The sequence below is a fragment of the Sulfitobacter sp. SK025 genome (assembly GCF_003352105.1).
Lineage (GTDB): Bacteria > Pseudomonadota > Alphaproteobacteria > Rhodobacterales > Rhodobacteraceae > Sulfitobacter > Sulfitobacter pontiacus.
Genome location: NZ_CP025808.1, coordinates 309094 through 333082 on the forward strand (window position 1 = coordinate 309094; position 23989 = coordinate 333082).

Annotated in this window: 21 protein-coding genes; 8 read left to right on the top strand and 13 right to left on the bottom strand. The window is 58.7% G+C overall.

Going from position 1 to position 23989, the window contains the following annotated elements:
• Positions 1 to 9: 9 nt before the first annotated feature.
• From C1J04_RS01450 to C1J04_RS01465, 4 genes are all read right to left on the bottom strand, one after another.
• Positions 10 to 2748: an aminotransferase class I/II-fold pyridoxal phosphate-dependent enzyme gene (locus C1J04_RS01450; protein ID WP_037954018.1), complete on the bottom strand. Its 2739-nt coding sequence runs from the start codon at positions 2746 to 2748 to the stop codon at positions 10 to 12.
• Positions 2749 to 2831: 83 nt separating this feature from the next.
• Positions 2832 to 3938 (bottom strand): carbon-nitrogen hydrolase family protein, encoded by a 1107-nt coding sequence (locus C1J04_RS01455; RefSeq protein WP_009825643.1) that lies wholly within the window; start codon positions 3936 to 3938, stop codon positions 2832 to 2834.
• A 167-nt stretch (positions 3939 to 4105) separates the two neighbouring features.
• Positions 4106 to 6874, bottom strand: coding sequence for a TRAP transporter permease (locus C1J04_RS01460; RefSeq protein ID WP_114865230.1), 2769 nt, complete (start codon positions 6872 to 6874; stop codon positions 4106 to 4108).
• Positions 6875 to 6997: 123 nt separating this feature from the next.
• On the bottom strand, positions 6998 to 7957 hold the full coding sequence (locus C1J04_RS01465; RefSeq protein WP_005850616.1) for a TAXI family TRAP transporter solute-binding subunit: 960 nt from the start codon (positions 7955 to 7957) through the stop codon (positions 6998 to 7000).
• A 445-nt stretch (positions 7958 to 8402) separates the two neighbouring features.
• Here C1J04_RS01465 and C1J04_RS01470 point away from each other — a divergent pair, with 445 nt between their 5' ends.
• Positions 8403 to 10019 carry an FMN-binding glutamate synthase family protein gene (locus C1J04_RS01470; RefSeq protein WP_114865231.1) on the top strand — a complete coding sequence of 539 codons (1617 nt, stop codon included), beginning with the start codon at positions 8403 to 8405 and terminating at the stop codon, positions 10017 to 10019.
• 70 nt (positions 10020 to 10089) lie between these two features.
• On the opposite strand, the gene gabT is transcribed toward C1J04_RS01470, so the two are convergent.
• Positions 10090 to 11484 carry a 4-aminobutyrate--2-oxoglutarate transaminase gene (gene gabT, locus C1J04_RS01475; RefSeq protein ID WP_174226591.1) on the bottom strand — a complete coding sequence of 465 codons (1395 nt, stop codon included), beginning with the start codon at positions 11482 to 11484 and terminating at the stop codon, positions 10090 to 10092.
• Between the two features lie 178 nt (positions 11485 to 11662).
• Here gabT and C1J04_RS01480 point away from each other — a divergent pair, with 178 nt between their 5' ends.
• On the top strand, positions 11663 to 12214 hold the full coding sequence (locus tag C1J04_RS01480) for a cupin domain-containing protein (RefSeq protein WP_009825647.1): 552 nt from the start codon (positions 11663 to 11665) through the stop codon (positions 12212 to 12214).
• Between the two features lie 43 nt (positions 12215 to 12257).
• Here C1J04_RS01480 and C1J04_RS19275 read toward each other — a convergent pair whose 3' ends face one another.
• The 4 genes from C1J04_RS19275 to C1J04_RS01495 all read right to left on the bottom strand — a co-directional run bounded on the left by C1J04_RS19275 (position 12258) and on the right by C1J04_RS01495 (position 15136).
• Complete coding sequence (locus C1J04_RS19275) at positions 12258 to 12407, bottom strand: hypothetical protein (protein WP_005850628.1); 150 nt, start codon at positions 12405 to 12407, stop codon at positions 12258 to 12260.
• Between the two features lie 295 nt (positions 12408 to 12702).
• Positions 12703 to 14373, bottom strand: coding sequence for a sensor histidine kinase (locus C1J04_RS01485; RefSeq protein WP_254655128.1), 1671 nt, complete (start codon positions 14371 to 14373; stop codon positions 12703 to 12705).
• Positions 14374 to 14426: 53 nt separating this feature from the next.
• Entirely contained in the window at positions 14427 to 14984 is a 558-nt protein-coding gene (locus C1J04_RS01490) for an RNA polymerase sigma factor (RefSeq protein WP_005850631.1), read from the bottom strand.
• On the bottom strand, positions 14981 to 15136 hold the full coding sequence (locus C1J04_RS01495; protein WP_005850632.1) for a NepR family anti-sigma factor: 156 nt from the start codon (positions 15134 to 15136) through the stop codon (positions 14981 to 14983). Before C1J04_RS01495 ends, C1J04_RS01490 begins: the two co-directional genes overlap by 4 nt.
• Positions 15137 to 15244: 108 nt before the next feature.
• On the opposite strand from C1J04_RS01495, the gene C1J04_RS01500 reads away from it, so the two are divergent.
• From C1J04_RS01500 to C1J04_RS01510, 3 genes are all read left to right on the top strand, one after another.
• Positions 15245 to 16054: a response regulator gene (locus tag C1J04_RS01500; protein WP_005850634.1), complete on the top strand. Its 810-nt coding sequence runs from the start codon at positions 15245 to 15247 to the stop codon at positions 16052 to 16054.
• A gap of 146 nt (positions 16055 to 16200) precedes the next feature.
• Positions 16201 to 16503 (top strand): DUF883 family protein, encoded by a 303-nt coding sequence (locus C1J04_RS01505; RefSeq protein WP_235183729.1) that lies wholly within the window; start codon positions 16201 to 16203, stop codon positions 16501 to 16503.
• A gap of 11 nt (positions 16504 to 16514) precedes the next feature.
• Positions 16515 to 16880 (top strand): hypothetical protein, encoded by a 366-nt coding sequence (locus C1J04_RS01510; protein ID WP_235183728.1) that lies wholly within the window; start codon positions 16515 to 16517, stop codon positions 16878 to 16880.
• On the opposite strand, the gene C1J04_RS01515 is transcribed toward C1J04_RS01510, so the two are convergent.
• Positions 16843 to 17199, bottom strand: a complete 357-nt coding sequence (locus tag C1J04_RS01515) for a hypothetical protein (RefSeq protein WP_009825650.1) — start codon at positions 17197 to 17199, stop codon at positions 16843 to 16845. The two genes, C1J04_RS01510 and C1J04_RS01515, sit on opposite strands and share 38 nt — an antisense overlap.
• Positions 17200 to 17282: 83 nt before the next feature.
• Between C1J04_RS01515 and C1J04_RS01520 the strand changes: the two genes are divergently transcribed.
• Positions 17283 to 18011, top strand: a complete 729-nt coding sequence (locus C1J04_RS01520; protein ID WP_009825651.1) for a Crp/Fnr family transcriptional regulator — start codon at positions 17283 to 17285, stop codon at positions 18009 to 18011.
• Positions 18012 to 18014: 3 nt separating this feature from the next.
• On the opposite strand, the gene C1J04_RS01525 is transcribed toward C1J04_RS01520, so the two are convergent.
• Positions 18015 to 18941 (bottom strand): YihY/virulence factor BrkB family protein, encoded by a 927-nt coding sequence (locus tag C1J04_RS01525; protein WP_005850639.1) that lies wholly within the window; start codon positions 18939 to 18941, stop codon positions 18015 to 18017.
• 53 nt (positions 18942 to 18994) lie between these two features.
• Positions 18995 to 19846 (bottom strand): formate/nitrite transporter family protein, encoded by an 852-nt coding sequence (locus C1J04_RS01530; protein ID WP_009825653.1) that lies wholly within the window; start codon positions 19844 to 19846, stop codon positions 18995 to 18997.
• A 120-nt stretch (positions 19847 to 19966) separates the two neighbouring features.
• On the opposite strand from C1J04_RS01530, the gene C1J04_RS01535 reads away from it, so the two are divergent.
• Positions 19967 to 21217: an aminotransferase class V-fold PLP-dependent enzyme gene (locus C1J04_RS01535; protein ID WP_009825654.1), complete on the top strand. Its 1251-nt coding sequence runs from the start codon at positions 19967 to 19969 to the stop codon at positions 21215 to 21217.
• Positions 21218 to 21317: 100 nt separating this feature from the next.
• Positions 21318 to 22598 (top strand): acetylornithine deacetylase/succinyl-diaminopimelate desuccinylase family protein, encoded by a 1281-nt coding sequence (locus tag C1J04_RS01540; RefSeq protein ID WP_009825655.1) that lies wholly within the window; start codon positions 21318 to 21320, stop codon positions 22596 to 22598.
• 5 nt (positions 22599 to 22603) lie between these two features.
• Here C1J04_RS01540 and C1J04_RS01545 read toward each other — a convergent pair whose 3' ends face one another.
• A complete protein-coding gene (locus C1J04_RS01545) occupies positions 22604 to 23875 on the bottom strand; it encodes an Hsp70 family protein (protein ID WP_050766233.1) in 1272 nt (423 codons plus the stop codon).
• Between the last annotated feature and the right edge of the window lie 114 nt (positions 23876 to 23989).

The following is a 23989-nucleotide window of genomic DNA, read 5'->3' on the forward strand; positions in this document are numbered from 1 at the left end:
TGCTTAATCTTAGTCAGGTGAAGACGACAGGTTTTTCTTGCGCACCCGTTTCAGCGCCGCATCCGTAAAGACGCGCAGCCCCAGATCGGGGCGGTAACCGTGGATTTCGCTGACGTCCAAATTCCGCATGAACGACAGGATTTCCTGGCTTACCACCTGTCCGGGGACGAGGATTGGAAAGCCGGGGGGATAGGGGATGATAAAGCTGGCGGACACGACCGTCTGGTTGGCGTCCATCGCCTCTTTCAGCGTGCCGTTCAGCTCTAGGTAATCAGTGTTCTTCTCGTCATAAGCGAGGAAGAACGCCGTGCGGATATCCCCTTCGGAGGTGACGTCGTCGTTGCGGAAGGCCTCGTGAAAGCGGCTGAAGTCCGGCAGCGGCGGGTAGTTCTCCATCAGGTTGGCGACGCGGTTGTCGAAAGACCGACGCTCCATCTTGCTGGCGTCATCCAGACGGTCATCCAGCGATTTCGCGATCTCGACCAGCACCTCGATCAGATAGGCCACGCTGGACCGCGTGGTGCCGATATTAGTCATGAACAAGACCGTGTTGCGCGATGTCTTGTTGATCTGGATGCCGTATTTATCCATCAGGATATCGGTCTTGAACGTGTCACCGTCCCAGCCCGTCCCGCCGACCAGCAGCGTTACGCGGCTGGCATCAAGGACGAACTGGTCTTTCTCCCAGCAGTCCCACATATCGGTCCAGCCCTGTTCTTGATGGTAATAGCTGGTCACCCCGCTTTCGCGGTATTCCTCGGGGATCATGTCGCCCGCTGTCAGCACCTTGAAGTATTTGCTCAGCAGCGGGTGGTCGGCAATCGCACGACGCATGGACAAAGCGGCCTCGATCTGGCGCTGCACGAATTCAAAGCCTTCAAGCTCTACCTGTCGTCGCCCCACATCAAGCGAGGCGATGATCTGGTAGTTCGGCGAGGTCGAGGTATGGGTCATATAGGCTTCGTGGAAGCTTTGTTCGACCTCGCCCTTAAAGTCCTGATCATTCACGTGAATCATCGACCCCTGCCGCAGGGATGTGAGCGTTTTATGGGTCGATTGCGTGGTATAGACCCGCACCCGCGAATCCGGTGCAGGGATCAACCGCGTGTTCAGCAGCGTCTCGTCGTCGGCATCCTTCAGTTCAGCCTGCTGCTTTTCATAGGCGACGCGGTGGTCGTCCGACTTGAACCGCGCGCGCAGCGTATTGGCTGCGTTCATGCCCGTACGCTGGCGGTAGGTCGGGTTGAAACGGGCAAAAGCGAACCACGCCTCGTCCCACAGGAAAATGAGGTCGGGCTTGATCGCCAGACATTCCTCCATCACCCGTTCGACGTTATAGACCAGCCCGTCAAAGGTGCAGTTTGTCAGCAGCAACATGCGCACCTGATCCAGCTTGCCCGCGGCCTTGAGCGCCAGAAGCTGATGCTTGATCTCGCGCAGGGGCACGGCACCGTACATGGAATATTCATTCAGCGGGTAGCTATCAAGGTAGCACACCTGCGCCCCCGCCAGCACCATCCCGTAGTGGTGGGATTTGTGGCAATCGCGATCGACCAGCACGATGTCACCGGGGCGTACCAAGGCCTGCACCACGATCTTGTTGCAAGTCGATGTCCCGTTCGTGGCAAAGAACGTTTGCTTGGACCCGAAGGCGCGACTGGCAAGCTCTTGCGCCTCTTTTATCGGCCCGTGCGGTTCAAGCAAGCTGTCCAGCCCGCCCGAGGTGGCAGAGGTTTCGGCCAAAAAGATGTTCGGCCCGTAGAACGCGCCCATGTCCTGAATCCAATGCGACCGCGTGATCGACTTGCCGCGGCTGATCGGCATCGCGTGGAAAACGCCCGTGGGTTGTTTGGAATATTCGACAAGCGCCGTGAAGAAGGGCGATTTGTTCCGCGCCTGCACCCCGCGCAAAATGTTCAGATGCAGCTCCATAAAGTCTTCTTGGTTATAAAAGACCCGACGGCAAATCCCCAGATCCAGACCCGCGATATCCTCGACCGACCGTTCGGTCACCAGATAGGCGTCCAGCTCGGGGCGAACCTTGGCGATCATGCGGCATAGTTCGGGGCCGTAGTTCTCGGGCTGGAGCTTGTCGATCTCCTCCTGCCCACCAGCGCGGGCGAGGTAGCGGACCAGTATCGTCTCGTCCATCTTGGACTTGAGCGTCAGGCCCGGGCGCACAACGATGGCCTGGATGTTGTGGTTGAACAGCACCGCGATCAGCGCGTCTTCGATGGATTTGACCACCACGGCTTCGTAGTGGAACGGGTCTTCGGGGCGGCGCATCCGGCTGACGTTGGATTTCAGCCAGCGCTCTTGCTGGTCGTTCACATCATCGACGATCAGCACCTCGAAATACGGCTTGGTCAGCGCCCGCGCCTCGGGAGAGAGCATCGCCTCGTCGTCATGTTCGTCGTGATCGATGCTGTCGCGTTCCAGCGGGATGGTGCGACGGCGATAGGCCCCTGTTGTCAGCGCGCGCGTGATGCGGTTCACCGCAAAGGCCATGTCGTCAAAGCTGTTGTTATTCAGCATCCGCTGCAGGTGTTCGAACGCCGCCATGCCCGGAAAGGCCCAATAGGGTTCGATCAGCGACAGGGAGTCAAACAGCGCGGCGCATTTGCTGCGCAGGGCGTCGGTTTCCTTGGCTGTGGTGGCGCGGGTCAGGCCGCTTGCCGCTTCACGCAGCGCGCTCCATCGGTCGGACCTCAGCTGAATTGCCGACGAATAATCGTTCATAGAATGCATCAATCGTACTCCGCTTTGGGCGGTCGACTGCTGCATCCCGGTGTCCGGCACTTTTGAAAAGCGCCGGACCTGAACGCCGCAGCCTAGCCGCTAGATGTCGGCCCGCTGCCCGGCAGATCACCGGGCTTTACGGGTGGATTTGGTGTCGCTGCAGCCGGAGCCACAGGTGTTTCGGCAGGGGCCGTGATATTGGCAGTCCCCGCCGTTGGATTTGGTAGCGGTTCGGGGGCAAAGCCCGGCTGAACCGCAGGTGTCGTTGTTTCATGCCCTTTGAACACGGGCGCGTCCGGGACCCGCTGCGCGGGCACATCGACGTGCAGACCGGCGCGGGTTCCCTGATGGGGCACCTCAAGCGGACCAAGCGTGTTCAGATAGGCGTCTGTCCCGCTGGAACGGTCATAGATCGAGAAGTCGGTAGACCGGTCGCGGAAGGATTTAAGCACCTGCCCCAGACCCTTCATGCCGGTTTCGCGCTGACGACGCACCATCGACAGATCGACTTCGATCGGGAACATGTCTTCCTGACCGGCGGACTGGTGCAGGACCATCGATGTCGGATCGACAACCAGCGACTTACCGACACCGCCTGCGCCCAGACCGTTGACCGCAAAGACATAGCACTGGAACTGCGCCGCGGTCGCGCGGGCAATCGCCAGCTCTGCGTCGCGGTCGGTGGTGCCGGTCAGAACCGGTGTCAGCAGAACCTCGACGCCTTGGCTGGTCAACTGGCGCGTGGTTTCGGGGAACCACATGTCATAGCAGATCGACAAGCCGAAACGCCCGACTTCCGGCACGTCGAACACACAGAATTCGGTGCCTGCCGCGATGCCGGATTCATAGGGCCGGAACGGGAACATCTTGGCGTAGCGGCGGATGATCTCGCCCTCGGGGTTGATCACCACGGCGGTGTTGTACACGCGCCCGTCCTCGGGGTTCTTGAGGAACATGGAACCGGGGATCAGCCAGACACGGTGCTTGCGTGCAGCAGCCTGAAACACCTCGAGCGTTTCATTCTCGGGGGGCAATGCAAACCGGTCAAGCGGGCCAAAGGGGGCGAGCTCGGAAAACAGGACCATCTGGGTCCAGGGAAAACGCGCCATCAGGATGTCCAGTCGCTGGATCATGCCATCGACGTTGGACTCCAGCGCGTTGACGTACATCTGCACGCCTGCAATCGCAAAAGGTGTCATAACTTGTCACTCCGTCCAAACGGGCGGAAGGGGCCGGAAATACTCCGCCCATACGCCCAAGGTGACAAGTCCATACTCCCATTGTTGGGAATATTAAACACGTGACGTGATGGCGAACCCACCGTCATTTGCATGGCTTCTATGCGTAACATGCACAAACTAATTTGCTACACCACCGCTGCTTTGTGGGCCGCACGTGCATTGCGGCCCCGTTGCATGACGACCACGAGGGCCAGCAACAACAGCGCAGGGATAAACATCCAGTATTTACTTGGGGTTGCGACGGGTTTGAGCACGCGCAGCACCTCTTGGTCCCAATCCAGACCCGCCGATTGCGCGGCAGAGTTGTACAGAACGTCGTCGATGAACATCTGGTCGCCCTCGACACGGGTGATCACGCCGGCAGCCTCCAGCCGTTCTTCGCCCGTGGTGCCTTCGTTGATTGGCAGAAGGGCGACAAATTCGATCGGATCACCCAGATCATTGATACCCGCGACGCGCAGGCGCAGATCCTCCCCAAGCGGTGTGTCGGCCGCGGCCTGCACAATCTCGGCCGGTGCTTCTTCGGTATAGGGCGGAAAGACCATATCCATCCAGAAACCGGGCCGGAACAGGGTAAAGGCGATCAGCAAGAGGGCAATCGTCTCGTAGAAGCGGTTCCGCGCAAGGAACCAGCCCTGGGTCGCCGCTGCAAACAACAGCATCGCAAAGGTCGCGACAATGAAGACGAATATACCCTGCACCATCGTCACATCAATCAGCAGAAGTTCGGTGTTGAAGATGAACAGGAACGGCAGCGCCGCCGTCCGCAAGCTGTAGAAGAACGCGACGACACCGGTCTTGATCGGATCCCCACCGGACACAGCCGCGGCGGCAAAGCTCGCCAGCCCGACCGGAGGCGTCACATCAGCCATGATGCCAAAGTAGAATACGAACAGGTGCACGGCGATCAGCGGCACGATCAGACCGTTCTGCTGCCCCAGTGTCACAATGACAGGTGCCAGCAGCGCCGACACAACGATATAGTTTGCCGTTGTCGGCAACCCCATCCCAAGGATCAGCGACAGGATCGCGGTCAGGAACAGGATCGCAAGGATATTGCCGCCCGACAGAACCTCGACCACATCGGCAAGCGCCGACCCAACGCCGGTCTGGCTGACCACGCCCACGATGATACCAGCGGTTGCCGTGGCGATCCCGATACCGATCATATTGCGCGCCCCGACGACCAAGCCGTCGATCAGGTCGCGCACCCCCGCGACCACATCATTGGCAAACTGGCTTTCGCCCCGGAAAATCGCCATCAGCGGGCGCTGTGTCACGAGGATAAAGATCATGTAGGTCGTGGCCCAGAACGCTGACAGGCCAGGGGACAGACGATCCACCATCAACGCCCAGACCAGAACGACGATCGGCAGGATAAAGTGCAGGCCCGACCGCACCGTTGGACCGGGCAAAGGCAGACGTGTCACCGGCTCGTTCGGATCATCCAGAACCAGCGGCTCTTCCTTCGACCCGATATACAGCAGACCGGCATAGACCGCGGTCAGCAAGGCAAAGATGATATAGCCCGCGCTGTTCGGGAAGGCAGGACGCAGCCAGCCCATGCCATAGTAGACAGCAAAGCTCAGCGCGCAGATGCAGGCGATGATAAAGGCGGACACCAGCAAGCGCTGCACAATCGGCTTGGGCGTATAGGGGCGTTCCAACCCGACCATACCGGCCTTCAGCGCTTCGAGGTGCACAATATACACCAGCGCGATGTAAGAGATCACCGCGGGCAGAAACGCGTGTTTCACCACATCGAAATAGGGGATGCCCACATATTCAACCATCAGGAAGGCCGCGGCCCCCATGACGGGCGGCATGATCTGACCGTTGACCGAAGACGCAACCTCGACCGCGCCAGCCTTTTCAGAGCTGAACCCCACCTTTTTCATCAGCGGAATGGTAAATGTCCCCGTGGTCACGACGTTGGCGATAGAGGAGCCGGAAATCAGCCCCGTCATGGCAGAGGACACAACAGCAGCCTTCGCAGGCCCGCCTTTCATGTGGCCCATCATGCTGAAGGCGACCTGGATGAAATAGTTACCGGCACCGGCCTTATCCAGCAGCGCGCCGAACAGGACGAAGAGGAATACGAAAGACGTCGAGACACCAAGCGCGATGCCGAACACACCTTCGGTGGTGATCCACTGGTGGTTCACGATCTCAGAAAGCGAGTTGCCCTTATGCGCGATGATATCCGGCATCATCGGCCCCAAGACGTTATAGACAAGGAAGACCGACGCAACGATCATCAGCGCAGGCCCAAGAGCGCGGCGCGTTGCCTCTAGCAGGATCATGATGCCGATCACGAAAACAACCGTATCTTGCATGTTCGGCGCACCGACACGGCCCGAGATTTCGCGATAATACACAAACAGATACAATGCAGCCGCCGCGCCAACCAGCGCCAAGGCCCATTCCCACAAGGGGATACGGTCTTTGGGCGATCCAAGCACGACACATGCGACAATGACGATGGCGACCAGCGGGATCCACCAGGTCGGCGTGCCGTCTTTGGCCGCAACCATGAACAGATAGGCCAGCACGACGGGCACGATAATCCCCAGCCCCAGTTGCACCTTGGTGCGCGCGGCGGGGAAGGCGGCGATGCCAAGGAAGATAGCAAAGGCCAGATGGATTGACCGGGCTTCGGTGTCGTTAAAAACACCCCAGCCGAAAACAAAAGGAAGCGGGGAGGCGATCCACAGCTGGAACAGCGACCACGCCAGCGCAGTCAACGCCAGAAAGACGCCAACGCTACCGGTCGCTGACCTGCCGCCCGTGTCCGAAGACGCGACAAGTTCGTCCAGTTCGCTTTGGCTCAGCCCGCCTTTTCCGGCGGCTTCGGCTTCTACAGCGGCGGCTTGGTGTTGATCGTTCTGTGACATCTTCGTCCCCTTGGCGGCCCCGTATCAGGACAGGTGCACGTTTATTGTCGTTCTGCTGCGGTCGTTGCCGCAGGATGCGAACGCGAGGCTGTCCTCGCGTTCGCGAATGGTCAAACGGCGGGCTTATTCAATCCAGCCACGCTCTTTGTAGTACTTCGCCGCACCATCATGCAGAGGGGCGGACAGACCGTCTTTGATCATCTCTTCTTCTTTGAGGTTCTCAAACGCGGGGTGCAGCTTTTTGAAGCGGTCAAAGTTGTCGAACACAGCTTTTACAACTTCGTATACGACTTCTTCGTCCACATCAGCGGAGGTCACAAAGGTCGCTTTCACGCCGAATGTTTTCACATCCGCGTCGGTGCCTTTGTACATGCCACCGGGGATGGTGGAGTATGCGTAGAAGGGGTTATCGGCGACCAGCTTGTCGATCGCTTCGCCTTCAACCGGCACCAGCTTGGCGTCGACGGTGGACACGGCTTCCTGGATCGACCCGTTGGGGTGGCCCACGGTGTAGATGATCGCGTCGACCTTGTTATCGCCCAAAGCGGCGGCCTGTTCGGCTGGCTTCAGCTCGGATGCGAGCGCGAAGTCATCCATGGTCCAGCCTTTGGCGTCCAGAACGACTTCCATCGTGGCGCGCTGACCGGAACCGGGGTTACCGACGTTGACGCGTTTGCCTTTCAGGTCGTCAAAGCTTTCGATGCCGGAGTCGGCACGCGCGATGACGTTGAAGGGTTCGGCGTGTACGGAAAAGACCGCGCGCTCTTTGTCGAACTTGTCGCCTTCGAACTGCGAAGACCCGTTGTACGCGTGGAACTGCCAGTCGGACTGGGCAACACCCATGTCCATGTCACCCGCCTTGATGGCGTTGATGTTGGCGATGGAACCACCGGTGGACGGAGCGGTACATTTCAGGCCGGTTTTGGCGCTGTCACGGTTTACCAAGCGGCAGATCGACTGACCCACAACAAAGTAGACGCCGGTCTGGCCGCCGGTCCCGATGGTGATGAATTTCTCCTGCGCGGTGGCGGCGGTACCCGCGACCAGTGCAGAGGCGATGGCGATGGACTTGAAAATAGTCATTTGAAGTCTCCCAACTTAATTGTCTGAACATACGTCATTGATGCGCATGCTCTCCGTCATGGTTGAAATGAGCGCAGATATTCCGAAGCAAAACAAGCTGATTTATTGCGATTTTTCCCCGAAATAATGCTCTGACCCTGTGCAAATCGCGGCGTGAAATCATGAATTATTTTCACTATGCGGTACACATGGCACCCGTCATTTAAGGGACGCGGATGGTAAATCGCAACGCGAAAAACGATGTAATAAACTGATTTTCCATATTTATTTCACTTCCCCCAATCCCGTGCCTAAAAATACTAGCGCGCAGCGGCACAAAATCAAAACTGCGGGCCGGAATATGCGCCGGACATCTGCCTTCGCCGCGCGGTACTTTCGGGCTATTTGTGCTATATAACCGAAAAAGCAGCGATTTTCGACCCAGACGCGCCAGCAGGAGCCCCACATGAAAGCACTCAAATCCCTCGGCCGCTTTGGCCTTTTTGCGACTGTCATCGTCCTTTTCGGCGCGTTCGCGATGCTCACAGCGCTATGGTCGTGGTGGATGGTTCTCCCGTCGGTGATCTTCGGCATCCTCGCGGGTATGGGGGTGTACGACCTGATCCAGGCCAAACATTCGATCCTGCGCAACTATCCGGTGCTGGGACACATGCGGTTTTTCTTTGAAGGTATCCGCCCGGAAATCAGGCAATATCTGATTGAATCCGATCAGGACGAAGAACCCTTCAGCCGTGATGACCGGTCGCTGGTCTATCAACGCGCCAAAGGCGTGGAAGACGCGCGGCCTTTCGGCACGCGGATGCGGGTCTATGATGCGGGGTATTCATGGGTCACCCATTCGGTCCAGCCGGTCCATATCACCGACACGGATTTTCGCGTGACCATCGGCAACAAGGACTGCAAGCAGCCCTATGACGCGTCGATCTACAATATCTCGGCGATGAGCTTTGGGTCGCTATCGGCAAATGCGATCAGCGCCCTGAACAAGGGGGCCAAGATGGGCCAGTTCGCCCATGACACCGGCGAAGGCGGGATCAGCCGCTATCACCGCGAGGGGGGCGGCGACCTGATCTATGAAATCGGGTCGGGCTATTTTGGCTGCCGCACGGAAGACGGGCAGTTCGACCCCGACAAATTCAAGGAGCAGGCAGCCAGCGACCAGATCAAGATGATCGAGCTTAAGTTGAGCCAGGGTGCCAAACCCGGTCATGGTGGCATGCTGCCCGCGTCGAAGATCAGTGCCGAGATCGCGGCGGCACGGGGCATCCCGATGGGGCACGACTGCATCTCGCCCGCTGCCCATTCGGCGTTCACCTCTCCTGTGCAGATGATGGAGTTTCTGGGCAAGCTGCGCGATCTGTCGGGCGGCAAGCCTGTGGGGTTCAAGCTGTGCATCGGCCACCAGCGTGAATTCATGTGTATGGTCAAGGCGATGCTGGATACGGGGATCGTGCCTGACTTTATCGTCGTAGACGGCACCGAAGGCGGCACGGGCGCTGCCCCGCTTGAATTCGCCAACCACGTCGGCATGCCGATGGTCGAGGGGCTGACCTTTGTGCACAACACCCTGCGCGGTGCCGGTATTCGCGATCAGGTGAAACTGGGCGCGGCGGGCAAGGTCGTATCAGCCTTTGATATCGCCCGTGCGCTGGCTTTGGGCGCGGATTGGTGCAACTCCGCCCGTGGGTTCATGTTTGCGGTGGGCTGTATCCAGGCGCAGGCGTGCCACACCAATCACTGCCCCGTCGGTGTCGCGACCCAAGACCCCACCCGTCAGCGGGCTTTGGATGTGGATGACAAAAGCCAGCGTGTCGCGCGGTTCCACCGCAATACGCTGATGGCCTTGGGCGAGATGACAGGCGCCGCCGGTCTAGAGCACCCCAGCGATTTCCTCCCCCGCCATATGATGATGCGGCAAAGCGATAACAGCATGGTGCAGGGTGATCAGGTCTATGGCTACCTGCCCGAAGGCTATCTGCTGGATGATCAATCGCCCGACTATAACGGCAATAAAACCCGTTGGGCGCGGGCGCAGGCCGACAGCTTTGTACCGTTTGATTAAACGCGCCCAAGACCGGAAACACAAAAGGCGCGCAGGTTTCCCGGCGCGCCTTTCATTATGAAGTCAGAGCTTACTTTGCTTCTTCGGCGACCGCGGCAGCGACGGAGGCTTCGAAAATCCCGAGCCCCTCTTCGATGATCGCATCCGACGCGGTCAGCGGCACCATCACACGCACCGCGTTGCCCTGCATGCCACAGCTCAGCAGCAGCAGACCGCGCTTGAGCGCGTGCGCGATGACGCGTTTGGTGAAATCACCGTCCGGTGTCGCCGTGTCAAAGTCGGTCACAAACTCGACCGCGACCATCGCACCAAGACCGCGGATATCCCACATGCGGAAAGGCGCAGAGCGTGCGCCGATCTCGGCAAAGCGCGCCTTGAGGTGTTCCCCCATGTCCAGCGACCGCTGCAGCAGGCCTTCTTCCTCGATCGCCTCGATCGCGGCAAGCGCTGCGGCACAGGCGACGGGATTGCCGCCGTAGGTGCCACCCAACCCGCCGGGGATCATCGCGTCCATCACATCAGCGCGGCCGATCACACCCGCCAAAGGATAGCCACCCGCCATCGACTTTGCGACGGTGATCAGATCGGGGGTCACGCCGGAGTGTTCGATGGCAAACCATTTGCCGGTCCGGCCAAAGCCCGCCTGCACTTCGTCGGCGATCAGCATGATACCGTGCTGGTCACAGATCTCGCGCAGCTGGTGCATCATCTCGAACGGCACAGGGGTATAACCACCCTCGCCCAAGACGGGCTCGATGATGATGGCTGCCACACGTTCGGGCTGCGCATCGGTCAGGAAAAGGTTCTTCAGGCCGGTGATCGCATCCTCGACCGTGATCCCGTCGCGAGGCGATGGGAAAGGCGCGCGGAAGATATCGGACGGGAAGGGACCAACGTCTTTTTTGTAAGGAGAGATTTTACCCGTCATCCCCAGCGTCAGCAGCGTGCGCCCGTGGTAGCCGCCGGTAAAGGCGATCACACCGGGGCGGCCGGTTGCAGCCCGCGCGATCTTGACCGCGTTTTCCACCGCCTCGGCACCGGTTGTCACCAACAGCGTTTTCTTGGGCGCGTCACCGGGGGCCAGCGCGTTCAGCTTTTCCGCCAGTTCGATATAGGGGGCGTAGGGCACAACCTGAAAACTGGTGTGCGTGTATTGGTCTTCTTGCGCCTTGGCTGCCGCGATCACCTTGGGGTGACGGTGGCCGGTGTTCAGCACGCCGATGCCGCCAACGAAGTCGATGTAGCGGTTGCCATCCACATCCCAAAGTTCCGCGTTCTCGGCGTATTTCGCATAGATCGGCGCCGCAGAGGCAACGCCACGTGGAACAGCCTGTTCACGGCGGGCGATCAACTGAGCGTTGGTTTCGACAGATACGTTTGCATCAAGCATGTCGGGCACGACGCTGCTTTTTGCCGGTTTCTTTGCAGCGGCCTTGCGCGGCTGCTTTTTGACAGTACTAGGCATATACAAATCCTCTTGTTGAAACGCGACCCGCGTTTAAAATCCTCTTATTGCGTTTAATTTAATTGTCAATATAGATTTGCCTCAGCGCGCCTCAGTTGAATCGGCTGCGCCAAAATTTGCCTGTGATCGCACCAAGATACGGGTTAGGAAGCTGACAGAAATAATCCGGGGACCGGACGTGGACATAGGTCAAAGACTAAGATCGATTCGAGAAGAACGCGGCCTGTCTCAGCGCGAACTGGCGACCAAGGCAGGGCTGACCAACGGCACCATCTCCCTGATCGAGAAGAACAAGACGAGCCCCTCGGTCGCATCCTTGAAAAGCCTGCTGGACGCGATCCCGATCAGCATGGCTGAATTCTTTTCAACGCTGGAAGACACGCAATCGCCCAAGGTCTTTTACCGCGAGAGCGAGTTTACCAAAGTCTCTCCCACCTATGACGGTCAGGTGTCATTGCGCCAGCTTGGCAATGCGGAGCAACACTCCTTGCAAGTGCTGCACGAAACCTACCCGCCTGGCGCGGATACAGGCCCCGAACTGCTGGTGCATGAGGGCGAAGAAGCTGGTGTGGTTATTTCCGGAGAGATCGAGGTGACGGTCGATGATGCCGTGGCCGTGCTGGCACCGGGGGATGGCTATCTTTTTGACAGCCGCTTGCCGCACCGGTTCAGAAACATCGGCGACGTACAATGCATTGTTGTAAGTGCATGTACGCCGCCGAGTTTTTGATTTCGTTTTCTTGACGTGCGGATGGCTCGCACTAAACCTTTGATTATCGTTCGTCGTCGCGCCGGGAATGGCTATGCAATGACGATCTTTGGCGCTTTTTCTCTTCGCTGCCCCGTTGCGTGGTCAGCGAAACGATAGCGATTGCGGCCAAAGCGAGAATCAAAAATGAAGCGATAAACAAATCTGTCGTCATTGATGCCTCCTATTCGCTTGTGTGGCTCGTTCAGGAAACTAACAGCCCACGGGTCACATGGTTCCACAGGCTGGAGGGCGCAATTGCTGCATTGCAGAGTTTGCGCGGCGCTTTGCTGAGACGGCGAATGTCGCCTGACATACGCGATCGAGACCACATCCATCGCGAAACCACCGAAAGTCCCATGAATCCCGCAGGTTGCACCCCAACAGGCCCCGCTGACTGGGACGCGAAGGATTCACCGCCGACATACTGAAAATAAATTTAATTTTACCGAGTTTTCTGCGCCGAACCCTCAGTAATCGTAGACTTCTTTCGCCTGCAGCGGCACGTGGAATTCAACGCTCAGCGTATAGGTGCCCTCTTCATCGGTGATCTCTACCTGCCCGTTCAACTGACGCGAGAACGCGTTGATCAACCGAGAACCAAGGCCGGTTCCTGCTTCGGGATCAATATTGCCGGTGGTGTTCTTAACAAACAGCAACGCCATTTCCGGCTGGGTATGAGACAGGCTCACCTCGATATGTCCCTTTGCCTTGCCGTCGGCGGCGACATATTTCAGCGCATTGGTAATCGCCTCGGACACCAGTAACGTCAGCGGTGCGGCGTCGTCGGGGTCAAGCTGAACCGCCTCGTAGTTTTGCGACACCGTCACGCCAGAGCCGGACGGCAGACCTACGCTAAGGAGCTGGTTCACGATCTCATGCATGAGCGCGCCACCATCGACACGGGTCAGGTTGTCGTTCTGGTAAAGGCTTTTGTGCACTGTCGCGAGGCTGAGGATCCGGTCCTGCAAACGCTGCAGCACGCGTTTCGCATCCGATGTGGTCGCCTGACGGATCTGCATGTTCATGATAGAAGAGATCAGCTGAAGGTTATTCTTCACCCGGTGATGCACTTCTTTCAGCAGAATATTCTTTTGGCGCAGGTTGTCTTCTAACGACGCTTCATCCCGCAGGATCGATTCCGCCATACCGACAAAGGCATGCTCCATATTCACGATCTCAGTCGGGACGACACCCCCCAAAGGCGTGCGCGGCAAGGTTCTGTTCAACGCGAAATGGCGCATCTGCCGACCAAGTTTGCGGATGTGTTTAATGGCCAGACGGTTCAGCGCCCAGAAGGCCACGACAAGGCTTGCCAGCCACATCGCCACCGGCAGCACGAAGCTAAGCGTTGTCATCGCCCCTGCCTGAAGCAGCGGGGAATCCTCGGGCCAGACGCTCATGGCGTAGGCAACACCGGGGACGATGGGCAAAACGGCATAGACGCGGTCCTGCCCTTGCTGGTTGGCATCATGGAAGACGCGACCAGACTGGCCCACATACCATTTCAACGCGGCAAAGGAGGGCAGCTCTTGCTCGGCCGCTTCAACGCCATTTTTGGTCGTCAGGATGTCGCCCTGCGCGTTGAAGGTCAGCATCGCGATCGGCTGCGACCCTGTCTCGGGTACCGATGCGTCGTGAAAAACCTTCTCGGGAATGGACAGGTTGATAAAGCCGATCAGCTCTTCTTCCACCTTAAGCGGGTTGGTGACGATCAGCACCGGTTCCTTGCTTTGCGCCGGCGTGCTGGTGACATTCGCCATGCGACTTTTGTGTTCGATCATCTTCTGAAATACAGGCCGGCCCGACACGTTTCCCGAAACGCCTGTCGACACGCAGTCCATCCGCCCGTCGTTTTGGATGAAGCTTGCGACCGTATAAAGGTCGGAGGCTCGCTGATATTCCCGCATGAAAGCGCTGCATGACACATTGTCAGACTTGATCAGTTTGACCACGGACGCCAAAGCCGCCGCTGCGCCGAACGCTTCCTGTATGGTGCTGCTTTCCTTCGCCGAGGCTTGCTCTGTAATGGCAAGCAGCGACAGTTCGGCATTCTCGAGGTTCTGCTCCGCAATCTCTCGCGTCTGAACAACGGCGATCAAACCGATGGGCAGCAACGCAAGCGAAAGGAAAAGCAGCACGCGAAACGCGAGGCCCCGAAAGATATTTGTGGACAGAAACCCCGACGTCACGATCAGAAAGAAGACACTTTAGATGCCGAGATAACCGACATCGTCGCATCATCCGTCATTTCGAGGCTTTCGTCATCGCGCAGGCCCATCAGCTCAGCCAGTCGCGCACGGGCACGGTTCGTCCGGCTTTTGATCGTACCGACGGCCACGCCACACATCTCGGCGGCTTCCTCGTAGGAAAAGCCTGATGCACCGACCAGCAGCAATGCTTCGCGCTGTTCGTCTTTCAGCAAACCCAGAGCTTTGCGGAAATCGGTCATTTGCATATGCCCGTCATGCGCCGGCTTTTCGGCAAGGCTTTCGGTGAACACACCATCCACATCAGCGACCTCGCGGTTGGCTTTACGACGGGAAGAATAATAGGTGTTCCGCAAAATTGTGAAGAGCCAAGCGCGCATATTTGTGCCGACTTCAAATTTTTCGATGTTGGTCCAGGCTTTGACCAGAGTATCCTGAACCATGTCATCCGCGACGGCACCGTTCCGGGTCAGGCTGATGGCAAAGGCGCGCATGGCGGGCAAATGCTCCACCAGTTGGTCGCGGGGATCAGAATTGCTCATCCTTTTTTACCAGCGTTTTTATCCTGTTCTTTCAACTGATTAAGCAGGTCTTTAAATTTATCGGGAATCCCTTCTTCCATCGTCTCGTCATAAACGCGGCGAAGATTTTCGTCGATAAAGCGCTCACGCTCGTCGTTTTGGCCTGATTGCATGAACAAGTTTCCTGCCTTCTTTAAATACTGTATTTATACATATGACACGGAACCAAACACAGCGTTAGGGGGTTTGGTTCCAGAAATATTTTAAAAGGACGACAATAAATGACGGATGTCACCGAAACACCAAGTGTCAGCGATGCGTTGGGTGAATGCCTTCCTTACCTGCGTCGCTACGCGCGCGCACTGACCGGCAGCCAGAACAGCGGCGACGCTTTTGCAGCCGCCTCGCTCGAAGCGATTTTGACGGACCGGTCGGTTCTGGATGGTGTAGACACCCGCACAGGTGTGTTCCGCGTTTTGTACGGCATCTGGGCCAGCGCCGGTGCGCCTGTCGAAGAAGGTGAAAGCGGCCCCCGCGCCAAGGCGCAAAAACACCTCGCCAAGCTGACCAATCACAGCCGCGAAGCGTTGCTGCTGCACACGATCGAAGGGTTCTCCTTTAAAGAAGTCGGCCAGATCATCGGTGTAGAAGAAGGCGAAGCCAGCGAGCTGGTGCAGATTGCCCGTCGCGAAATGGCAGATAGCGTTACCGGTTCGGTCATGATCATCGAGGACGAGGCGATCATCGCGATGGACATCGAATCCATCGTCGCCGAAATGGGCCACCGTGTGACCGGTGTTGCGCGCACGCGTGACGAAGCTGTCAAACTGGGCAAAGCGGATGTGCCGGACCTGATCCTCGCGGATATCCAGCTGGCCGATAACTCCTCCGGGATCGATGCCGTGAACGACCTGCTGCGCGATTTGGGTAACCGTCCGGTGATCTTCATCACCGCATTCCCCGAGCGCCTGCTGACCGGTGACAAGCCCGAACCCGCATTCCTGATCTCCAAGCCCTACACGGTGGATCAGGTCGTATCGGCTGTTTCGCAAGCGATGTTCTTCTCGTCGACAGAAACGCTGCACAGCTAAACCGGCATACACGCAAACAAACGAGGCCGCGGTGGTTCCACCGTGGCCTTTTTTTATCGATACTGTGTGACGCAAGCCACGCCTTTAAGGAACTTATATCTACAGGGCGCGTTTGGTTGGTGAACACATGAATAATGGAGACCACCATGGCCAAGGACGTAACCAACACAAGCAACCTGTCTGTCGATGATATCTCGGTCCAGCTGGCCGTTTTGAAAGACGACATCGCGTCGCTGACAAGCACGATGGCCGATCTGACCAAAGCCAAAAGCGCTGAAGCCGCCAACCAGGCGAAATCCACAGCGCAGGATTTGGCGAACTCCGGCCGTGACAAGGCACTGGAAGCGCAGCAAACAGCCGAAGACTTTGTGCGCACACAACCAGCCGCCGCATTGGGTATCGCTGCGGGTGTCGGCTTTATCGCCGGTCTGTTTGCGACACGCCGCTAATGTTCGAATACGTGACGGATAGGGTTGCCCAAAAGGCAACCCGAACGGCGCAAACTGCCGCCATCGGCTTTGGCGCAATGCTCTGCCTGATTGTGGGCGGGGCGTTTCTTGCCGTCGCCGCGTGGCTGTTCTTGCTTACCATCACCACACCGCTGGTAGCCTGTCTGATTATGGGCAGCCTGTTTTTCGGTATGGGTCTTGTATTGATTGCGGCCCTGTCGATCCGGGCGCGTGCAATCCGGCGTCAGAAACGCGAAGCCGCCTTACGCGCACAGGCGATGCAACAGGCGCAAGCCACCGGCGGCGTCGGCGGAATCGCCGCGATCATCACGGCTTTCGTCAACGGTCTGAACGCAGGGAAGCAAGCGCGTCGCTAATGCCTTGCACCATGGTGTCATTGGTGAAAGGCCGGTCTACGACGGAGTAGATGTAGGTGTCGGGAATGCTTTGACCTTCGCCATATAGAACATAGGCGACATCTTTCGTGGGCAGGTCTGCGGCAAAGAGTTCCGACAGGTCATTCGACGTGCCGGACACAAGCGCCACGGCCTGAGACGAACAACTGCGCAGCTCAGAGATAAAAGCGGAAAGGGTTTCGGACACAGACAATGCGGCGTCACCGAATGCCTGTTCCAACATGTCGATCACATCCGCCCGAACGATCGGGTCAGTATCGAATACGAAAAAAGGAATCACATCGCGCCTTTCTAATCCCGCGAAGATAGCAATATTTCCAAAGCGCCGCGTTAAACTATGACATACGAGTTAGGAATTTTTTCATGGGTATCGATTGCCGCTATTGTCCGCTTCACAAAAAGGACGCCTTTGTCACCATGACAAGGGAAGAGCTTGAGTTCATGCAGAAATTCAAAGTCGGTGAGCTTAGCGTCGACCCTGGCACGACAATCCTGATGCAGGGGTCCAACTCCCCCCAACTCTATACGGTGCTGTCCGGCATGGGCATCCGGCATAAGTCGCTGGATAATGGTGAACGGCAGGTCATTAACTTTGTCTTCCCCGGCGATTTCATGGGGCTTCAGGCCGGTATGCTTGGCGAAATGGGCCACAGCGTAGAGGCGCGGACGCATATGCGCATGTGCGTGTTCAACCGGTCGGATTTCTGGACCTTTTTCCGCAGTAATCCCAGCCGCGCGTTCGATATCACATGGCTCGCCGCGATAGAGGAGCATTTCCTTGGCGAAACGCTTGCCACGGTCGGGCAACGCACCGCGCTGCAAGCGGTGTCATGGGCGATGCTCAAGTTCTTTGAACGCGGGATGGGGCTGGGGTTGGTGACAAATAACACAATGACCCTGCCCTTCACGCAACGCGATCTGGCGGATGCTTTGGGTCTATCGCTTGTTCATACCAACAAGACCCTCGCGAAGCTGCGGGACCAGCAACTCGCGTCCTGGTCGGATCAGATGCTGCAGGTCAACGACCTCGACAAGCTCGCCGACGTCGCCGAGACAGAGCGCAGCAAACCGGCCAAACGCCCCTTGATGTAGGCGCTATTCCTCGCTCACACTTACCAGATTATCGGCCACATAAGCCCCGCGTTTGCCAAGCGGCCGGTCACGGCCAATGGTGCTGTCAGGGCGCGTGCGCAGTTCAACCTGCGCGTTCCACGACGCCCCCATCAGTACCAGAAAACTGCTGATCCACAGCCAGACCAGCATGGCGATCACAGCGCCAATAGACCCGTAGACCTGATTGTAGTTACCGAAGTTCGCAACGTAATAACTGAACCCGATCGACACCACTGCCCATGAAAACACCGCGAAAACGGCCCCCCATGTCAGCCAGCCGATGCGCGCCGCACGACGGTTCGGGCCGAAGCGGTACAGCACACCAACACCGGCCAATAGCACCAGTATCGCAATGCTCCAGCGGATGATCTCGGCCACGAAATAGCCGAACACCCCCAGGGGGATGAACGACAGCACAATCGGTGCGATCACCACAGTGATCAGCGCAATCAGCCCCACCATCACCAAGGTAAAGGTCAGCATCAGCGCCCGCAGATAGTGTCGCGCGGCGTTGCGATTGCGTTCACTATACACGCTGTTCAGGCCGATCATCATCGCGCCCACGCCTGCCCGCGCCGACCACATCGCCACCAGAACCGAAGCGGCACCAGCCCACCCCAGTTTGCCGGTGCTGGTCGTGACCAACGACACCACCTGATCATTGAGAATATCATAGACGTCATCGGGCAGCAGACCGCGCATGTCTTCCAGCTGGGCGATGACAACCACAGGGTCAGAGATCAGGCTCAGGATCGTGACCAACGCGGCAAGCGCGGGAAACAGCGACAACATCGCATAAAAAGCGACCCCCGCCGCAATCAGCGAGACGTTCTTTTCAGAGATATCAACCAGCGCCGCTTTCAGCGCATCCCAGTACAGCTTTACGGTGCCCACCGATTTCTGTGTCAAAACCCTTGATCCTCGTTCCCCACGACTGCGGCCCCTGCCACATCACATTTACGCTACTTTTCCTCTTCTACCTCATCGCGCACCTGACCCCAAGCGACGAGGGTAAAGATGATCGTTCCGCCAACAATGTTGCCCGCAAGCACCGGTAAGAAGAACTCGAACACCGCCGCCATCAGGCCAAGCTGGCCGTCCAGTATCATCACTGCCATCTCGACCGACCCCGCAACGATATGCGCGAAATCCCCCGCGGCGATAAGCCAGGTGAACACAAGGATCAGGAAGAACGACGTCTCATCCGCTTGCGGCATCATCCAGACGATAAGCGCGACGATGACCCCCGCCGGAATGGCCCGCCAGAACCCCTGATAGGCCCCCATGCTGGTTGCGTGATGCGACAGGTCCAGAATGGCGGGCAGCACCTCGGGCGAAATCGCGGGCGTCCACAGAAACAGCATCGCCGCAGCAAAGGCCCCCACCACATTCGCCGCCAGCACGATCCCCCACAGGCGGAACATGCACATCAGCGAATGCCAGGTCTTGGCCCGCATGATCGGCAAAACGGTGGTGATGGTGTTTTCGGTGAACAGCTGCATCCGCCCCATGATCACCGCCAGAAAACCCAACGAATAGCCCAGGTTCTCGATCAGGAAACGATGCGCGGTATCGGGCAGATAGGTCCGGAACACGGCCTCGCCCAGAACCGACAGGCTGATCATCACCCCCGCCGCGATCCCCGACCAGATCAACGACCGCTTGCTGCGCGCCAGCTCTTCCTCGCCCTCACGGCGGATCACCTCGTAGATCAGCTTGGGCGACAACGCCGTCGCTTCGCTGACCGATTTCTCCTCGGCTTGCGCGTCCTGTGGTTTCTTACGCGAAACCCTGCGTTGAATAAGAGGGGCCATTCCTGCGCTCCTGAAAACTACGAACAAACGGGGCCGAAGCCTAAAAATCTGATTGTGATCCAGCATCAAACTAGCGCAGAAACTGCATAAGCACAGAAAGTAACGCAGCAGGGCCGCATAATGTTCACAGAAGATACCAAACTCATGTCGGCAATCCGCGACCGCTTTGCCCATGTTGACAGCTGCCCGTTCCAGGGACCGCGCGTGTTTTTCGAAAACGCTGGCGGCGCGCTGACGCTGAACACGGTCGTCGAGACCTCGACCAAATTCGCAGCCATCCCCGACAATCAGGGGCGCGACAACCCCGCGTCCCATGCGCTGGTCGATATCATCAAACAGGCCCGCGCCGATATGGCGTTGTTCTTCAACTCGCCTGACGGGCAGTTCTTTGTCGGCGAAAGCGGGACAGAGCTGTCGTTCCGCCTGATCCGGACAGCCGTCATGGGCAGCGCCCCCGGTGCCGTCATCGGGTCTACTGTGGAACACCCCGCCTCGCGCAGCGCGGCGCAACACTGGGCCGATGTGGCGGGCAAACCCTATATCAGCGTGCCCCACGATAACGCGACAGGTCAGGTAACGCCCGACGCCTACGCCGCTTTGATGACCCCCGAGGTACGGGTCGCCACGATCCTGCACACCTCCCCCGTGACGGGGATCTCCAATGATGTGGTGGGCATCAGCGCCGCGATCCGCGCCATCGCCCCCGACGCCTATATCTTTGTCGACGGCATCCAGCACGCCAGCCATGGGCATATCGACATCGCCAGCTATGACATCGACGGCTATGTCATCTCTCCGTACAAACTGTTCTCGCGCCACGGCTATGGCATTGCCTGGGCGTCAGAGCGTCTTACCGCGCTGCCGATCGAGACACTGGCGAACGGTCCCGCAGGGAATTGGGAAATGGGTACCCGTGACACGGGCGCCTATGCGACATTCTCGGATGTGGTGCGCTATTTCGACTGGCTCGGCAGCCAGGTGTCAGACGCCACTGCCCCCCGCGCGCGGATAGAGGCCGCCGCCGCTGCGATCCACGACCACGAACAGCAGCTGACCAACGCGCTGCTGTTCGGCACGGGAAACCTCGCCGGATTGGCCGATCTGGCGGGCGTCACGATCCTGGGCGGCACCGAAAACCCCGACCGCGAGGGGCTTGTGTCCTTCACGCTCGACGCCCTGCCCGCGGCGGATATCGTGGCCCGACTCAACGCCCAAGGCATCCGGACCCATGTACGCAAGGCGGATCACTACTCCGGCAATATCCTGACCCCACTCGGGCTTGATGCCGCGGTGCGTGTGTCGCTTTGCCATTACAACTCCATGGAAGAAGTCCGCGCCCTGCTCACGGCGATAAAGGACATCGCCGCATAAATGCCCGGTCGCCGCTTCATTTTGCAAAATAAACTCGAATCCGACGGGGCAACTGCAGACTTCGCTTGCCATATATGAACGCCCGTTCAAACATGGCGGTATGACAAGCACTCTCTCTACCGCCATTATCGCCAAGCGTGACGATCTGATCGCGCTGACCCAAGATCTGATCCGCATCCCGACGCTCAACCCGCCGGGTCAGGACTACCGGCTAATCTGTGAATACCTCGATACCCGCCTGCGCAAGCACGGGTTCGAGACACAGCTGATCCGCGCCTTTGGCACCCCCGGCGATAGCGAGAAATACCCCCGTTGGAACATCATCGCCCGCCGCGAAGGGCGCAGGGCGGGCGAATGTGTCCACTTCAACAGCCACACCGATGTGGTCGAGGTCGGGGCCGGCTGGACGTTTGATCCCTTTGGGGCCGAAATCTCGGACGGCAAGATTTACGGACGCGGCACCTGCGATATGAAAGGCGGGCTGGCGGCCTCTATCATCGCGGCGGAGACTTTTATCGAACAGCATCCCGATTTCAGCGGCGCAATCGAAATCTCCGGCACAGCGGACGAGGAATCCGGCGGCTACGGCGGTGTCGCCTATCTGGCCGAGCACGGGCATTTCAACCCGGACCGCGTGCAACATGTGATCATCCCCGAACCGCTGCAAAAAGACCGTATCTGTCTGGGGCACCGGGGCGGCTGGTGGGCCGAGATCGAAACCAAGGGCGAGATCGCCCATGGCTCCATGCCGTTTCTGGGCGATTGTGCCGTGCGCCACATGGGCGCAGTGCTCTCCGAGTTCGAAAACAAGCTGTTCCCCGCCATGGCCGCCCGTCACACAGACATGCCCGTGGTCCCCGAAGGGGCGCGTAGTTCGACGATGAACATCAATTCGATCCATGGTGGGCAAAAGGAAAACGACCCGGATTTCGACGGGCTGCCGGCCCATTGCGTGCCAGACAGCTGCCGCATCACCATTGACCGGCGCTTTTTGCTGGAAGAACCGCTGGATCAGGTGCGCGGCGAAGTACGCGCCCTGCTGGAAGGTCTGCGCGAAACGCGGGTCGATTTTGACTACGAGCTGACAGAGCTGAATTCGGTCCTGCCGTCGATGACCGACCGCGATGCGCCGGTCGTGCAAACCGTCGCCCATGCGATCGAGGATATCATGGGCAAGCCCCCTGAATACGTCGCCTCCCCCGGGTCATACGACCAGAAACACATCGACCGGATCGGCAAGCTCAAAAATTGCATCGCCTATGGCCCCGGCCTGCTAGAGCTAGCGCATAAGCCGGATGAATACATCGGCATCGACGATATGGTCGACAGTGCCTGCGTGATGGGGGCCGCGCTGGAGACGCTGCTGCTTCCGAAAGACTAAGGCCCTCAGCCTTCAGCAAAGGCGTGTGGCGCGGCGATTGCCAGACCGTCGACGATCGCGGTCATCGCGGCCCCGCGGTGCAGTTCGGCCTGCGGAAATGCATCGCGCATGGCGCGGTCGATCACGCCCATCAGGCTGGACCCGCCGACAAAGATCAGCTTGGTCACGGCATCGGGTTTTACCTCTGCCTGCGCCGTCAGATCGGTCGCAACCTGCGCGATCTCTGTCGCCATCTGCGCCAAACTCGCCGCCATCATCGCCGGTGGCAGTGGGACCGTCAGCCCGCGCTCCACGATCTTGAGGTCGATCTGCGGCGGTGCGCTGGCATCGGGGTCATTCGCCGCGATCTTGCCGGCCTCTACCGCGAAGGCCATATCGTGGCCCAGCTCATCCTCCAGCACCCGTTGCAGTCGGTTCAGCAGCTTCGGCTCCACCGCGTATTTCGCCAGATCCTCGACCGCGCGACGCTGTTCGCGGGTGTAAAGGAACGGGATTTTCTGCCACGTCGCCAAATCGGCAAAAACCGCATGAGGGGCGGCGTGGGTTTCATCCCCGAACACATGTTTGATCTGGCTGCCCATCCCCAGATGCGGCATCACATGCTGAAGGCTCAGCTCGCGGTCAAAGTCGGTCCCGCCAATGCGCACCCCTTTGCTGGCGAGGATATGAATACCCGCGTCACCTTCCTGCCGGAAAAGGGTAAAGTCAGACGTACCGCCCCCGATATCGACGATCAGCCCCAGATCGCCGGGTTCTAGCACAGCACGATTGGCCAGAGCCGCAGCCTCGGGTTCGGGCATGAAGCGGACCTGCTTGAAGCCGGCTTGCAGATAGCATTCGGTCAAATCCACCAGCGCCTGCGCGTCCCGCGCCGGATCGGCACTGTGGAACATCACAGGTCGCCCTGACAGCGCCCGATCAAACTGCTGGCCGGTGGCGTGCTCTGCCTTCGTCTTCAGCTCGGCCAGAAAGCGCGCCACGATGGCAATGAAATCCATGCGTTTGCCCAGCAGAACCCGACTTTCGCGCATCAAGGGCGTGCCCAGCAGACTTTTGAGCGCACGCATATAGCGCCCGTCCTCCCCGCCGATCAGCGCCTCTTGGGCACCGCGACCATAGATGATCCGCTTTTCCTCATTGTCGAAAAATAGCGCGGTCGGCAGCGTGTTCTGCCCCGCCTCGACGGTAATCAAATGCGGCACACCGTCTACTGCATACCCCACGGCAGAGTTAGACGTTCCGAAATCGATACCCAAAGTGGGTGACATCGTAGCCATGGCGCGCCCCTTCAAAACCTCAAAAAACGGCGCATAAACCGCGCACAGGCTGGGTACAACCGATAATTGCGACAGCATCCCGACGCTGGTCAAACCTGACAGAACTGGTTAACA

Bases quoted from the DNA above. Each gene is read 5' to 3' on its own strand.
- C1J04_RS01450 (WP_037954018.1), bottom strand. From the start codon at position 2,748: ATGCATTCTATGAACGATTATTCGTCGGCAATTCAGCTGAGGTCCGAC.
- C1J04_RS01455 (WP_009825643.1), bottom strand. From the start codon at position 3,938: ATGACACCTTTTGCGATTGCAGGCGTGCAGATGTACGTCAACGCGCTG.
- C1J04_RS01460 (WP_114865230.1), bottom strand. From the start codon at position 6,874: ATGTCACAGAACGATCAACACCAAGCCGCCGCTGTAGAAGCCGAAGCC.
- C1J04_RS01465 (WP_005850616.1), bottom strand. From the start codon at position 7,957: ATGACTATTTTCAAGTCCATCGCCATCGCCTCTGCACTGGTCGCGGGT.
- C1J04_RS01470 (WP_114865231.1), top strand. From the start codon at position 8,403: ATGAAAGCACTCAAATCCCTCGGCCGCTTTGGCCTTTTTGCGACTGTC.
- gabT (WP_174226591.1), bottom strand. From the start codon at position 11,484: ATGCCTAGTACTGTCAAAAAGCAGCCGCGCAAGGCCGCTGCAAAGAAA.
- C1J04_RS19275 (WP_005850628.1), bottom strand. From the start codon at position 12,407: ATGACGACAGATTTGTTTATCGCTTCATTTTTGATTCTCGCTTTGGCC.
- C1J04_RS01490 (WP_005850631.1), bottom strand. From the start codon at position 14,984: ATGAGCAATTCTGATCCCCGCGACCAACTGGTGGAGCATTTGCCCGCC.
- C1J04_RS01495 (WP_005850632.1), bottom strand. From the start codon at position 15,136: ATGCAATCAGGCCAAAACGACGAGCGTGAGCGCTTTATCGACGAAAAT.
- C1J04_RS01500 (WP_005850634.1), top strand. From the start codon at position 15,245: ATGACGGATGTCACCGAAACACCAAGTGTCAGCGATGCGTTGGGTGAA.
- C1J04_RS01505 (WP_235183729.1), top strand. From the start codon at position 16,201: ATGGCCAAGGACGTAACCAACACAAGCAACCTGTCTGTCGATGATATC.
- C1J04_RS01520 (WP_009825651.1), top strand. From the start codon at position 17,283: ATGGGTATCGATTGCCGCTATTGTCCGCTTCACAAAAAGGACGCCTTT.
- C1J04_RS01530 (WP_009825653.1), bottom strand. From the start codon at position 19,846: ATGGCCCCTCTTATTCAACGCAGGGTTTCGCGTAAGAAACCACAGGAC.
- C1J04_RS01535 (WP_009825654.1), top strand. From the start codon at position 19,967: ATGTTCACAGAAGATACCAAACTCATGTCGGCAATCCGCGACCGCTTT.
- C1J04_RS01540 (WP_009825655.1), top strand. From the start codon at position 21,318: ATGACAAGCACTCTCTCTACCGCCATTATCGCCAAGCGTGACGATCTG.
- C1J04_RS01545 (WP_050766233.1), bottom strand. From the start codon at position 23,875: ATGGCTACGATGTCACCCACTTTGGGTATCGATTTCGGAACGTCTAAC.